This window comes from Bradyrhizobium sp. LVM 105, from assembly GCF_003957705.1.
GTDB classification, from domain to species: domain Bacteria; phylum Pseudomonadota; class Alphaproteobacteria; order Rhizobiales; family Xanthobacteraceae; genus Bradyrhizobium; species Bradyrhizobium frederickii.
Genome location: NZ_QZMV01000017.1, coordinates 123,279 through 136,485 on the forward strand (window position 1 = coordinate 123,279; position 13,207 = coordinate 136,485).

The 13,207-nt window shown below is 64.6% G+C and carries 16 protein-coding genes; 3 read left to right on the forward strand and 13 right to left on the reverse strand.

Annotated elements, in window-relative coordinates; all coding sequences use genetic code 11:
• Positions 1-18: 18 nt before the first annotated feature.
• On the forward strand, positions 19-1,269 hold the full coding sequence (locus tag D6B98_RS33080) for a DUF763 domain-containing protein (RefSeq protein WP_126261204.1): 1,251 nt from the start codon (positions 19-21) through the stop codon (positions 1,267-1,269).
• Between the two features lie 34 nt (positions 1,270-1,303).
• Here D6B98_RS33080 and D6B98_RS33085 read toward each other — a convergent pair whose 3' ends face one another.
• The 7 genes from D6B98_RS33085 to D6B98_RS33115 form a co-directional block, all read right to left on the reverse strand.
• Positions 1,304-1,546, reverse strand: coding sequence for a hypothetical protein (locus D6B98_RS33085; RefSeq protein ID WP_126261205.1), 243 nt, complete (start codon positions 1,544-1,546; stop codon positions 1,304-1,306).
• A gap of 31 nt (positions 1,547-1,577) precedes the next feature.
• Positions 1,578-1,841 carry a hypothetical protein gene (locus tag D6B98_RS33090; RefSeq protein ID WP_126261206.1) on the reverse strand — a complete coding sequence of 88 codons (264 nt, stop codon included), beginning with the start codon at positions 1,839-1,841 and terminating at the stop codon, positions 1,578-1,580.
• Positions 1,842-1,857: 16 nt separating this feature from the next.
• Positions 1,858-2,058 (reverse strand): hypothetical protein, encoded by a 201-nt coding sequence (locus D6B98_RS33095; RefSeq protein WP_126261207.1) that lies wholly within the window; start codon positions 2,056-2,058, stop codon positions 1,858-1,860.
• A gap of 14 nt (positions 2,059-2,072) precedes the next feature.
• Positions 2,073-2,258, reverse strand: a complete 186-nt coding sequence (locus tag D6B98_RS33100; RefSeq protein WP_126261208.1) for a hypothetical protein — start codon at positions 2,256-2,258, stop codon at positions 2,073-2,075.
• Positions 2,259-2,408: 150 nt separating this feature from the next.
• Complete coding sequence (locus D6B98_RS33105) at positions 2,409-3,677, reverse strand: cytochrome P450 (RefSeq protein ID WP_126261209.1); 1,269 nt, start codon at positions 3,675-3,677, stop codon at positions 2,409-2,411.
• A 91-nt stretch (positions 3,678-3,768) separates the two neighbouring features.
• Positions 3,769-4,092: a hypothetical protein gene (locus tag D6B98_RS33110; protein ID WP_126261210.1), complete on the reverse strand. Its 324-nt coding sequence runs from the start codon at positions 4,090-4,092 to the stop codon at positions 3,769-3,771.
• A 95-nt stretch (positions 4,093-4,187) separates the two neighbouring features.
• A complete protein-coding gene (locus D6B98_RS33115) occupies positions 4,188-4,961 on the reverse strand; it encodes a ferredoxin--NADP reductase (RefSeq protein WP_126261211.1) in 774 nt (257 codons plus the stop codon).
• Between the two features lie 157 nt (positions 4,962-5,118).
• Here D6B98_RS33115 and D6B98_RS33120 point away from each other — a divergent pair, with 157 nt between their 5' ends.
• The gene (locus D6B98_RS33120) at positions 5,119-6,315 is read left to right on the forward strand and encodes an amidohydrolase family protein (RefSeq protein WP_126261212.1); all 1,197 of its coding nucleotides are present in this window, start codon (positions 5,119-5,121) and stop codon (positions 6,313-6,315) included.
• A gap of 126 nt (positions 6,316-6,441) precedes the next feature.
• A complete protein-coding gene (locus tag D6B98_RS33125; RefSeq protein ID WP_126261213.1) occupies positions 6,442-7,131 on the forward strand; it encodes a hypothetical protein in 690 nt (229 codons plus the stop codon).
• A gap of 195 nt (positions 7,132-7,326) precedes the next feature.
• Here the strand turns inward: D6B98_RS33125 and D6B98_RS33130 are convergent, their stop codons facing one another.
• The 6 genes from D6B98_RS33130 to D6B98_RS33155 all read right to left on the reverse strand — a co-directional run bounded on the left by D6B98_RS33130 (position 7,327) and on the right by D6B98_RS33155 (position 13,204).
• Positions 7,327-7,782 (reverse strand): MarR family winged helix-turn-helix transcriptional regulator, encoded by a 456-nt coding sequence (locus D6B98_RS33130; protein WP_126261214.1) that lies wholly within the window; start codon positions 7,780-7,782, stop codon positions 7,327-7,329.
• 25 nt (positions 7,783-7,807) lie between these two features.
• A complete protein-coding gene (locus D6B98_RS33135; RefSeq protein ID WP_126261215.1) occupies positions 7,808-8,512 on the reverse strand; it encodes an ABC transporter ATP-binding protein in 705 nt (234 codons plus the stop codon).
• Positions 8,509-9,300: an ABC transporter ATP-binding protein gene (locus tag D6B98_RS33140; RefSeq protein ID WP_126261216.1), complete on the reverse strand. Its 792-nt coding sequence runs from the start codon at positions 9,298-9,300 to the stop codon at positions 8,509-8,511. Before D6B98_RS33140 ends, D6B98_RS33135 begins: the two co-directional genes overlap by 4 nt.
• Positions 9,297-11,186, reverse strand: a complete 1,890-nt coding sequence (locus tag D6B98_RS33145; RefSeq protein WP_126261217.1) for an ABC transporter permease — start codon at positions 11,184-11,186, stop codon at positions 9,297-9,299. The genes D6B98_RS33140 and D6B98_RS33145 overlap by 4 nt, the downstream gene beginning before the upstream one ends.
• A gap of 150 nt (positions 11,187-11,336) precedes the next feature.
• The gene (locus tag D6B98_RS33150; protein ID WP_126261218.1) at positions 11,337-12,539 is read right to left on the reverse strand and encodes an ABC transporter substrate-binding protein; all 1,203 of its coding nucleotides are present in this window, start codon (positions 12,537-12,539) and stop codon (positions 11,337-11,339) included.
• Between the two features lie 80 nt (positions 12,540-12,619).
• On the reverse strand, positions 12,620-13,204 hold the full coding sequence (locus tag D6B98_RS33155; RefSeq protein ID WP_126261219.1) for an amino acid synthesis family protein: 585 nt from the start codon (positions 13,202-13,204) through the stop codon (positions 12,620-12,622).
• Between the last annotated feature and the right edge of the window lie 3 nt (positions 13,205-13,207).

Genomic DNA, 13,207 nt, shown 5'->3' on the forward strand with positions numbered 1-13,207 from the left:
GGCTAATTTGGAGCGCTCATGACTCGACGTAGCGGCAGCGCCGATCTTCCCTTGCACACCGGCCGGGTTCCGCCCTGGCTTGCAAGCCGCATGGCCTCGCTCGGGTCGATCGTCACGCAGGCGATCGTGCATCATTATGGCCGCGATGCATTTCTGCAGCGGCTGTCCCATCCGTTCTGGTTCCAGTCGTTCGGTGCCGTGATGGGAATGGACTGGCACTCCTCGGGCATCACGACCTCCGTGATCGGCGCGTTGAAGCGCGGGCTGGGGCCGCTTCAGGACGAGCTCGGGATTTACGTCTGCGGCGGCCGAGGCCAGCATTCGCGCAAGACACCGGACGAGCTGATGCAACTCGCCGACCGCGTCGGATTCGACGGAGCAAAGCTGACCCGCGCCAGCCGCCTGGTGGCGAAGGTCGACAGCGCGGCCGTGCAGGACGGTTTCGACCTCTACCTCCACGGCTTCTTCGTCACCGCCGACGGCAAATGGACGGTGGTGCAGCAGGGCATGAACGGCGACAAGCGCCAGGCCCGCCGCTATCACTGGCATTCCGAGGCGCTGAAGAGCTTCGTCGATACGCCGCATAGCGCGATCGACGGCCCGCAACAGGGCAAGATCGTCAATCTCACCGACCATCGCGCCGAGATCTCACGCAGCGCGCAGCTCGATCTCCTGGGTGATCTCGGTCCCGATCGCATCGTCTTGGAATTCGAACGGCTTGTCGGGACTGTGTCCGAGCCGGCACAGGCCATGCTGCCGCATCTGATCATGCCGACGCATCACGACGTCAGGCCGAAGGACGTATTCGCGCGACGCCTGCACGGCACGCTGGCCGCGGCGGCCGAGCGCGGCCCAATCGACTTTCCGGAATTGCTGCTGACCCCCGGCGTCGGCGCCCGCACCGTGCGCTCGCTGGCGATGGTCGCAGAGGTCGTGCACGGCGCGCCCTATCGCTTCACGGACCCCGCGCGTTTTTCGCTCGCCCATGGCGGCAAGGACCGGCATCCCTATCCCGTGCCGATCAAGGTCTATGACGAGACCATCCGCGTGCTGAAGGGCGCGATCCAGAGCGCCAAGCTCGGGCGGGAGGAAGAGATGCAGGCGATGAAACGGCTCGACGATCAGGCACGGCGACTGGAGCGGACTGCGCGCGGGCCTTCGGTGGAGGCCTACATCGCCGGCGAGCGCGCCGCCTCGCCCGATCTCGACGGCCGCTCCGTGTTCGGCTGGGAACGCGACCTCGCACCCACAAAGAAGCGGACCGGCTGAACACCGGTCCGCGAGTTGGTCGGGAGGAACGCTCTTAGGACTCGTCGGCCTCCGGCTTCTCGTCGAGCCGGTTGGCGGCGTGGTCCTGATATTGTTCGGTCTGGATGGTCTTGCCGTCCATGCCACGAATGTCCGAATGCTGCTTCTTGTCGCGGTTGGACAGGACCATGTTGTCGCCGATCATGTCCTTCGGCACGTCGGTCAGTCCGCCGGTGCCGTCGCCCTTGCCGTGCATGCCGGATCTGAAATGCGTCTTGCTGCCGTGCCCACCTGGCATCGGTTTCTCCTCTTGCAGTGATCTTCCGAATCTAGCGCTTCTGTTGCGCCGGCGTCGGTTTCGGCGGCCTGTGGCCGCTCTGGCCGGAATCGTTGTGCTTGTTGTGGTCACTCTCCTGGTTGAGACCGCCGCGGCTCACGGGAAATTCGCTGTGCCGGGCTTCGGGCCGCGCGCGACGGACTGCGGCGCCTTCCGGATTGCGCCCGATCGCCTGATCGAGCTCGCGCGAGTCCGGAACATCGGGTTTGCGCTCGAGGATACGAACCTGTTGCTCGTGGGTCTTTCTGCCCTGCATGCGAGACCTCCAGTCTTCACCTGCCTCCGCCCTTGCCTGCCTCGTCGTGCGCGTGATGGGAGTCGTGCTCGCCTCCGCCACCAGAGACGCGGCTGTGGCTACGCCGTGAATCATCCGCAGGCGGCTTCTTCACCTGCAACGGCGCTTTGGCGTTCTCGTGTGATGCGCCGGGTCCGCCCTGGCGAATGCTGTTCGGTGTCTTGGTGGATGTCGACATGAATGCCGCCCTCCTTAGCGATCCTGCTGATAGCCTTGATTGGTCGTGTTCTGCTTGATGTTGCCCTGCTGTCCCTGCTGGTCCGGATTTTGCGCGCGCTGCTGGCCGTGCGGCGCCTGATCGGCGGACATTTTCTTATTGTCGCCGGTTCCCTTGCGGCTCTGATTGTCCGGCGGAACAGGTGGCATTTTGCTGGTCATGATCTTGTCTCCGGTTCAGACATCGACTTGCGACATCGACGGCCGTGGAACCCGTCGTCGCGTCCGATGTGCCAGTGACAACAGGACGAAGGGCACACCGTTCCTGATCGATTGCGCGCGAAGAAGATTTTCCGAAGGGACGCTTGTGAGTCAGCCGGCCGCGGTGAGGGAACGATCGATGCTCGCTTCTCTGTGTGCAGTCGCCGGTGTTCCACGCGTCTCTGTCACGGGAAGTTTCGCGATCGCACGCAAGCCCGGCCGCTTGCGCCAGTGGACCTCGGCGGGATCGACGGCCAGTCCAAGTTTCGGCCATCGTACGAACAGCGCTTCCAGCGCGCAGGCCGCCTCGATGCGCGCGAGTTGATGGCCGAGGCAGAAATGGATTCCTGTTCCGAACGAGACGTGACGGTTCGGCTTGCGTTCGAGATCGAGCCGCTCCGGGCGCTCATGGATCGCCGGATCCATGTTTGCGGCGGCGAGCATCGCCATGACGCGATCGCCCTTGTTCAGACGTACGCCTTCGACCACGACATCCTGTCGGACATAGCGCGGCTTGGAGAACTGCACTGGCGAGACGAAGCGCAGGAACTCCTCGACGGCGAGCCCAACGCGGCTCCAGTCCTGCTCCAGCCAATCGCGCAAGTCCGGACTTCTGAGGAGCTCGTAAGCGGAGCCGCTGATGAGATGCGTGGTGGTCTCCGACCCCGCCGCGAGCAGCAGAAAGACCATCGAGACCATTTCATCCGGCGTGATCTGGCCCCCCTCGCGCTCGACCTGGACCAGCTCTGCGATCAGGCCCTCGCCGCCCCGTTCGCGCGCGACCTGCAATTGTCGGCCCAGATAGGCACGCATCTTGCGGAACGCGAACAGCAGGCGGAAGAAGCTGACGACATTGGTCAGCGAGGACATCGTATTGGCCCAGGCGATGAAGCGAGGACGATCGGCCAGCGGCAACCCGAGCAACTCCGAGATCACCGCGAGCGGCAGGATACGCGCGTAGCGCTGGACCAGATCGGCCGGACTTCCCGCCGAGAACAGCTCGTCCGCGAGACCGTCGGCGATGGCGCGGATGCGGGGCTCCATAGCGACGATCGCGCGGCGGCGAAAGGCCTCATCCACGATGCTGCGCAGCCGGGTGTGATCCGGTTCGTCCATCGTCAGCATGTTGTTGGCGATGGTCCTGACGTATCGCGGCATCCACCAGCGCAGACCGGCGACGTCGCCATCTTCCTTTCGCAACGTGAAGGTCGCGCTGTCCTTCAGGACCCGCGCGGCGGCGTCATGGGTCGTGGTGACCCAGACGTCGCCGACGAGAGGGAATCGTGTCGCAACCACGGGCCCGGACATGCGCAACGTCGCGATGGCCTTGGGTGGATCGCGAAAGAAGGCCTCGCTGGTGAAATCGAGGCGCACAATCATGGGATCACCGGACTGATTGCTGGCGTCTCACCCAGATGGTGCGCGGCGCGGCCGAAGCAAGGGGCCTTCCCCCTTCGGAAACGAGCCGCGTCTATCCGCGTTCCGGCGAACGCTGCCCCGTCTTGCGCTGCTGTTGGGTATAGGCGTCCCAATGGCTCCAACTGCCATTGCTGAGACTCTGCAGGTCGGTTGCGAGCGGACGGCGTGTGCGCTTGTCGTAATCGGCGATCACGCGCTCGGACTGGGCGATCTTGCGCTTGATTTCCGCGACCGCTTTCTGAGTCTGGCCGTTCCGCTTCGACGAGGCGATCTCCCCCATCGTGAAGCGCGCGGTCTCGAGCGCCTTCAACTCGGCGCGATTCTTCTTCAACTGAACCCGGTGCCAGGCGATGTTGCTGTCGCTGTCCGCAACCATGTGGGAACTCCGCTGATTCGCTCCCACAGTGTATCAAGCGGCGAATCGGCGCCGCAACGCCCGCCCGACGGCGAAAATACGGTCTTTCTGCGGACTTAGCGCTCGGCGAAGGCCTTTTCGACCACGAATTGGGCCGGCTCGCCGTGATTGCCCTCGACGAAGCCCCGCTCGCCGAGGAGCACGCGGGTGTCCGCCACCAGCGCGGGGCTGCCACAGATCATGACGCGGTCATGGGCGGCTTCCAGCACCGGCAGGCCGATATCGCTGAACAGCTTGCCCGAGGTGATCAGATCGGTGATGCGGCCGCGATTGCGGAAGGGATCCCGAGTCACGGTGGGGTAGTAGATCAGCTGCTCGCGGATGTATTCGCCGATCAGCTCGTCCTTCGGCAGGGTCTGCGTGATCATCTCGCCATAGGCGAGCTCCTTGACGTGCCGGCAGCCATGCAGCAGCACCACCTTCTCGAACCGCTCGTAGGTCTCGGGGTCCTTGATCACGCTCAGGAACGGCGCAAGGCCGGTGCCGGTGCCGATGAGGTAGAGGTTGCGCCCCTCCTCCAGATTGTCGATCACCAGCGTGCCGGTGGCCTTGCGGCTGACGATGATCTCGTCGCCTTCCTTCAGGTGCTGGAGGCGCGAGGTCAGCGGTCCGTCCGGCACCTTGATCGAGAAGAACTCCAGCGTGTCCTCGTAATTGGCGCTGGCGACGCTGTAGGCCCGCAGCAGCGGCTTCTCGCCGACCTTGAGCCCGATCATGGTGAACTCGCCGTTGCGGAAGCGGAAGGTCGGGCTGCGGGTGGTCTTGAAGGAGAACAGCGTGTCGGTCCAGTGATGGACGCTCAAAACGCTTTCCTGATTGAAATTGCTCATCTCACCTTCCCTGTCGCGTCAATTGCGGTTCGAGGCGGTCCAGCTATGCGTCGTTTGTACACGATCATTCGTATACTAATGAATAATCCCGCTTGATCCCGAGGTCAAGGCTGCCCAAGATCGAAAGCGTTGCAGTTAGGAATAAGGAGCCCCTTCCATGGCGCATGACGCACCCCAGGCCACCGGACCCTCCAAGCTCGTGATCCGGAATATCGGCCTGATCCTGTCCGGCGCTCTGGAAAAGCCGATCCTGGACGGCGACACCATCGTCGCCGAGAACGGCAAGATCACCGCGATCGGCCGCTTCAAGGACGTCGACATCGAGGGCGCGACCACCATCGTCGACGCCCAGGGCACCACGGTGGCGCCGGGCCTGATCGACAGTCACGTTCACCCCGTCGCCGGCGACTGGACGCCGCGCCAGAACCAGATCAACTGGATCGACAGTTACCTCCACGGCGGCGTCACCACCATGATCTCCGCCGGCGAAGTGCACATGCCCGGCCGCCCCCGCGACGTGGTCGGCCTGAAGGCCATGGCCGTGTTCGCACAGCGCGCGTTCTGGACCTTGCGTCCCGGCGGCGTGAAGGTTCACGCCGGCGCGCCGGTGATCGAATGCGAGATGGTCGAGGAGGATTTCAAGGAGATGGCCGCGAACGGCGTCAAGCTGCTCGGCGAGGTCGGTCTCGGCGGGGTCAAGGACGGCCCGACCGCGCGCAAGATGGTGGGCTGGGCGCGCAAATACGGCATCCAGAGCACGATCCACACCGGCGGCCCCTCGATCCCCGGCTCCGGCCTGATCGACAAGGACGTGGTGCTGGAGGCCGACACCGACGTCGTCGGCCACATCAACGGCGGCCACACGGCGCTGCCCGACGACCAGATCCGCTGCATCTGCGAGGGCTGCAAGCGCGGGCTCGAGCTGGTGCACAACGGCAACGAGCGCTCGGCTCTGTTCACGCTACGCACCGCGCGCGAGATGGGCGACCTGCACCGCGTCATCCTCGGCACCGACGCGCCGGCCGGCTCCGGCGTGCAGCCGCTCGGCATCCTGCGCATGGTCTCGATGCTGTCCTCGCTCGGCGAGCTGCCGGCCGAGATCGCGTTCTGTCTCGCCACCGGCAACACCGCGCGGATGCGGCAGCTCGATTGCGGCCTGATCGAGGTCGGCCGCTCCGCCGACTTCGTCATCATGGACAAGGCGCAGCACTCGCCCGGCAAGAACATCCTGGAGAGCGTCCAGCTCGGCGACCTCCCCGGCATCGGCATGACCATCATTGACGGCATCGTGCGCACCCAGCGCAGTCGCAATACCCCGCCGGCGGGGAAAGTGCCGGAAGTGGTGACGAAGTAGGCCCGGGCGGAGCGGCCAACCGCTCCGCATCGTCCCTCGAAGGGTTTGAACAGGTTTGCGGCCTGCTGCGTCTAACGCAGGCAGCCCTCGGCGGCGGCAGTTCATTGCTGGACCATCGAGGGAGACATGAAAAGCTCATCGCGAATAGCCGTCGGCGTTGCCGGCGCGGTGGCGGGCTATATCGCCACTTTTGTGCTGTTGTCCTTTGTCGATTTCGGCAACCGGGCGGACCCGATCACATCGGGTCTGCTGGGACTGTTCGTCTACTCCCCCATCGGCGCAATCGCCGGCGCGGTGCTCGCAAGCTGGCTGGTGACGCGCCCAGAGACGGACGCAAGCAACGGAAGCGTCGCCCGCACCAGTCTGAAATCCCTTGGTATCGTCGCACTCTTCTGCGTCGCAGCTGCCGCCACTTACCTCGCCTACGCCTATGCGACCGCGACGCCGTGGCTCAATCCGAACGCGGCCAATCCTCTTCTCGTGTTCGAGGTCCGTTTTCCGGCAGGAGTAACGGTGCCGGCATCAGCACAGGGCATCACCATCGAATTGCAGACCGACCTCAACACCATGCCCGCCGAATTGACCCCGGCCGCCTTCCATCGCGACGGCGACCAGCCCGTCATCGCAGGCGAAGTTGAACTCGCCTTTCGAACCTCGCACCGTCAACTCGCTGTGAGCATCCAGGGCCAGCCGACCCGGATCTACCCGATCGACTTGACGGCCCGTGCGCCGCATACGCCGGAGTTCGGAACGTGGCGGCGGCTCGCTGACGGCAGCGAAATCCGCTACCGCGCCAAATGGCCGGGCAAGACATAAACGTTGAGAACGGCACTCTTTTGGAACTTCACGACGCGCATAGATCTGCGCTCCTTGTTCAACTGAAGGATGGGAAAGGGGCGAAGCGCCGTGCCCACGATCTTTTACTGATTGAGAAAGATGGTGGGCATGCTCGCGCCTTCGCTCTGCGAGCTACGGCGGACAAGTCGCTTTGCCCACCCTACGGCACCGTCGTTACCGTAGCTTGTTCAAGAGCGTCATCAGCGTCTCGCGCTCTTTCGCATCAAGCGGCGCCAGCGTCTCACGCGTGATCGCCAGTGCATTCGGCGCGACCTTCTCCGCGAGCTGCTGGCCGGCCCGCGTCAGACTCACCAGCAGACGCCGTCCATCCTCGGGGTCCTGACTGGTCTCGGTCAGGCCGCGCGCCGTGAGGCGGTCGATCACGCCCTTGATGGTGGCGACATCCATCGCGGTCAGGCGGCCGAGCTGGTTCTGCGAGCACGGACCGGTCTCGGCGAGCTTGGACAGCGCCGCCCATTGCGTCGGCGTCAGATTGGTGCCGATATCGCGGGCGAAGATCGAGCTGTGGCGCTGCCAGACCTGGCGCAGGATGAAGCCAACCTGCTCGTCGAGCACGTAAGGCGGTTTTGCCGGTTTGATGTTCTTCTTCGCCGTGACGCTTCTCGCCATCCGCTCGCAGCCCTTCCCTTTGCCCTCACAACGACAGATGCGCGTCGCGGATATCAGGACGCGCGTCGAGCTCGGCCATGGTGCCGCCGAAGCAGATGCGGCCGCGCTCGATGATGTAGGCGCGATCCGAGATCAAGCGCGCGAAGTGCAGATTCTGCTCGGAGACGACGATGCTGACACCCTCCTTCTTCATGGTCAGGATGGCATCGACCATCTGCTCCACGATCTTCGGCGACAGGCCTTCCGAGGGCTCGTCGAGCAGTACCAGCGAGGGATTGCCCATCAGCGTGCGGGCAATGGTGAGCATCTGCTGCTCGCCGCCGCTCATGCGGCCGCCCGGTCGGTTCTTCATCTCACCCAGATTGGGAAACAGCGCGAACAGCTTTTCGCGTGTCCAGTACGGCGCGTTCGCACGCTTCGGCTGCTTGCCGACTTCGAGATTCTCTTCAACCGTCAAATCGGTGAAGATACGCCGCTCCTCCGGCACGTAGCCGAGCCCCTCGCGCACGATCTCGTGGGTCGGCTTTGCCGAGACATCCTTGCCCTCGAACATGATGCGGCCGGTTCGCTGTGCGACGAGGCCGACGATCGAGCGGAACGTGGTCGACTTGCCGGCGCCGTTGCGCCCCAGCAGCGCCACCACCTCGCCCTCACCGACCTCGAAGCCGATGTCGAACAGGATATGCGCTGGGCCGTAATGGCTGTTGAGGTCCTGCACCGTGAGCTTCATGCCGAGGTTCCCTCGCGGTGGCGGGCATCGTAGACGAGGCCCTCGCCGAGATAGACTGCCTGCACCTGCGGATTGCCGCGAACTTCCGCGGGCGAGCCCTCGGCGATCAGCGTGCCGCGGTTGAGCACGATGATGCGGTCGGCATGCTCGAACACCACGTCCATGTCGTGCTCGGTGAAGAGCACGCCGATCGACTTCTCTCGCGCGATCTGCGCCGTGAGCCGCATCAGATCGACGCGCTCGCGCGGCGCCATGCCCGCGGTCGGCTCATCCATCAGCAGCAGCTTCGGCTGGTTGGCGAGCGCGACCGCAAGCTCGAGCCGCTTGAGGTCGCCATAGGCGAGCTCGCCGCAGGGGCGATCCGCATAGCCGCCCATTCCGACCAGTTCGAGCAGGCGGCCGGCTTCGTCGCGGTCGAACTTGGGTGCCGAGCCGAACAGATTGAACAGCTGCTTCCCGTGTGAGATCAACGCGACCTGCACGTTCTCGCGCACGGTCATGGTGGCGAAGGTCGCGGTGATCTGGAAGGTGCGCCCGACGCCGAGCCGCCAGACATCGCGCGGTTTCCTGCCGGTGATCTCTTCACCGAGCAGGCGAACATGGCCGCTATCCGGCTTGTTCTGGCCGTTGAGCATATCGAAGCAGGTGCTCTTTCCCGCGCCGTTCGGCCCGATCAGCGCAAGGATTTCGCCGGCTCGCAGCGAGAACGACACGCCGCGCACGGCGTGGATGCCGCCATAGGATTTGGTCAGACCTTCGACCGCAAGAAGTGGGGGTGCAACGCTCATTCGGCAGACTCGATCGGCTTGGCAAGCAGGGGTGAGGCCGGCGGCGCCACTTTCCTGCGGCGTTGTGCCAACGTTTCCAGCATGCCGACGATGCCCTTGGGGAAGACGACGACGATCAGCATGATGAAGCCGCCGAGCACGAGCTTCGACAGATCGGTCTGGCTGACCAGCCAGATGTTGAGCGCCTTGTAGACGATGGCGCCGATCACCGCGCCCGACACCGTCTCGACGCCGCCGAGCAGCACCATGACGAGCGCATCGACCGACAGCGAGATGCCGAGATTGTCAGGGAAAACGCTGCCCTTGAGGTAAGCGAACAGCGCGCCGCCGATACCGGCGGTCGTGCCTGCGATCACGAACGCCGTCCACTGGATGCGTTTGGCGTCGATGCCGATCGCTTCGCTGCGCAGCAGCGAGTCGCGCGTGGCGCGAAGCGCGTAGCCGAATGGCGAGAACACCATGGCCCGTAGCGCGATGGTCACCAGCGCCGCAACGCCGAGCGTCAGCCAATAAAAGTGCGACGGGCTCGCCGCCCACTTTTCCGGCCAGACGCCCAGGATGCCGTTGTCGCCGCCTGTTACGCTCACCCATTGGAACGCGATCGACCAGACGATCTGTGCAAAAGCCAGCGTCAGCATCGCAAAGTAGACACCGGACAGCTGCACGGCAAAGAAGCCGAATATCGCGGCGCCCATGCATCCGAGCAGCGGCCCGAGCAAGAGGCAGACCACCATCGGCAGCCCCGCCATCTTGGCAAGGAATGCGATGCCATACGCACCGAGGCCGAAATAGGCGGCGTGGCCAAACGACGCCAGCCCGCCGACCGACATCAGGAAATGCAAGGAGACCGCGAAGATCACGAAGATTGCGATCTCCGAGCCGACGGTCAGCGCGTAGTTGCCGGCGAACAGCGGCAGCGTCGCCGCGATGACCAGCGCCGCAAGCGCGGCCAGCCGCTCGTTCGACGTCAGCGGCCGCCACGGATTGACGGTGAGCCCCGGCGTCTTGCGCGCGGGCGCCTCCGGCTTTCCGAACAGGCCCCAGGGGCGCACGATCAGCACCACCGCCATCACCAGGAAGACCAGGATGATGGAGATCTTCGGGAAGATCAGGATGCCGAAGGCATTGAGCTCGGAGACCAGCACCGCCGCGACGAAGGCGCCGATGATGCTGCCGAGGCCGCCGATCACCACGACGACGAAGACCTCGACGATGATGCGCAGATCCATGGCGTGATGCACGGCATCGCGCGGGATCTGGAGAGCGCCGCCGAGGGCGGCGAGGAAGACGCCGACCGCGAACACCGATGTGAACAGCCATTTCTGATTGACGCCGAGGGCGGCAACCATGTCGCGGTCCTGCGTCGCGGCGCGCACCAGAACGCCCCACCGCGTGCGTTGAAACAGCAGCCAGAGGATGCCGAGCACGACCGGCCCGAGCACGATCAGGAACAGATCGTAGCTCGGGATGTTCTGGCCGAAGAAATCGATGGCACCCCTGAAGCCCGGCGCGCGGCGGCCGACGAGATCGTCGGGCCCCCAGACCAGCACCACGAGATCCTCGACCATCAGGGTCAGGCCGAAGGTCGCGAGCAGCTGGAACAGCTCGGGTGCGTGATAGATGCGGCGGAGCAGCACCATCTCGACGATGATGCCGATCATCGCCACGGCCAGCGCGGCCAGCACGATGCTGCCCCAGAAGCCGAAGGCGCCCGACAGCCTCTCGGTGAGCGTAAAGGCGATGTAGGCGCCGATCATGTAGAAGGCGCCATGCGCGAAATTCACGATCCGCGTCACGCCGAAGATGATCGACAGGCCCGAGGCCACCAGGAACAGCGACGCCGCGCTGGCGAGACCGGTCAGAAACTGTACGACATAAAAGGCCATCGGCGGTCCGGGTTGGTTGGATCTCAGTGCTGGGCTTCATCCTTCGAGACGGCGCTCCGCGCCTCCTCAGGATGAGGTCCGGGACCCTCATGGTGAGGAGCGCGGCGACGCCGCGCGTCTCGAACCATGGAGGCCCCGGTCTCTCTTGCTTCAATCCTTCGGCCGCAGCTTCTCGACTTCGGCGTCACCAGGCAGATAATCCGCTCCCTTCTTGTAGGACGAATCCACCATCACGCCCTTGCCGTCCTTCAGCGCGGTCTTGCCGACGAAGGCACCGAGTGTCGACTGGTGATCGATCTTGCGGAAGGTGATCTCGCCGAACGGCGACGGCACGGAGAGGCCTTCCGCCGCGGCAATCAGCTTCTCCGGATCGGTCGAGCCGGCCTTCGCGAGAATGGCGGCGGCCGATTTGATGGTCTGGTAGCCGACGATCGAGCCGAGGCGCGGATAATCGTTGTACTTGGCCTGGTAGGCCTTCAGGAACGCGTCATGCTCGGGCGTCTTGATCGAGTACCAGGGATAGCCGGTGACGATCCACCCCTCGGGCGTCTCGTCCTTGAGCGGATCGAGATATTCGGGCTCGCCGGTGAGGAACGAGACGACCTCGCGTCCCTTGAACAGGCCGCGGGTGTTGCCTTCGCGCACGAGCTTGACGAGGTCGGCGCCGAAGGTGACGTTGAGGATCGCTTCCGGGTTGGCGGCGGCAACCGCCTGCACCACGGGACCCGCGTCGATCTTGCCCTGCGGCGGCCATTGCTCGTCGACCCACTGGATGTCCGGACGCTTCTCCGACATCAGCTTCTTGAACACCGCGACCGCCGACTGGCCGTACTCGTAATTTGGCGCGATCGTCGCCCAGCGCTTGGCCGGCAGTTTGCTGGCGGCTTCCACCAGCATCGCGGCCTGCATGTAATTGGAGGGGCGCAGGCGGAAGGTGTATTTGTTGCCCTTCGACCAGGTGATGGCGTCCGTCAGCGGCTCGGCCGCGAGGAAGAACACCTTCTTCTGGTTGGCGAAGTCGCTGACGGCAAGGCCGATATTGGACAGGAACGTGCCGGCGAGCATCGCAACCCCTTCGCTCGACACCAGCTCGTTGGCCGCGGTCTGCGCGTCCGCCGGCTTGCCGCCATCGTCCTTGGAGATGACGACGAGCTTCTTGCCGTTGATGCCGCCGGCCGCGTTGACCTCCTCGACCGCGAGCTGCCAGCCCTTGCGATAGGGCTCGGTGAACGCCGGCAGCAGCGAATAGCTGTTGATCTCGCCGATCTTGATGTCTTGCGCCAGGGCCGAATGTGCCATGCCGCCCGCCAGAAGCGCGAAGGCCGCTCCCACAAAAGTGTTTCTCGCTCGCATCCCAACCTCCAGTTTTTGAACTCTTGACGTCTTCAGCGTGACCTTGTCGGAGAAGCTGTGCCCGCCTCCCCGGTTCGAACCTATCTCAGACCGTCTTCGCCCTTGATCTCCGCGACCGTGAGCCCGCCGACGCGTGGCAGCGGACGACCGCTGTCGGTGACGGCGACGGCGACCATGATCTCGTTGGCCCGCGGCGCATCGTTGATCTGCACCTCCATGCCGTCGAAATGGCTGCGCACGAAAGCCGCATCCTTGTGCCCCAGCGGAATGTCGAGCGTCGTGCCCGGCCCGCTGCGCTTCTTCGACGACGGGATCAGCGCCGCGCCCTTGCTCAGGACTTTGCGCACCGGCGCCCCCATTTTCGGGTGCAGGATCGCGGCGGCGTGCTCCAACTCGCCGTTCTCGCCGACGGCCGCGGCCTTGCCATAGCTCTGCGCCTTCGCGCCATCGATGCCGAGAGCAGCCACCGCACGCTTCGACAAAAGCTCGCCCAGCTCCTCGCCGATCGCGATCAGCGGCGAGAGATCCTCGACATATTGTCCAGCGAAAGGATTTTCGATCACGGCGATCGCAGCCGCACGCCGGGTCGGCGGCGAGACCTGGCGCCCCATCTCCATCTGCGTTTCTTCGACGACGGTGACGATCTTGCGGATGATCGCGCTCATGGT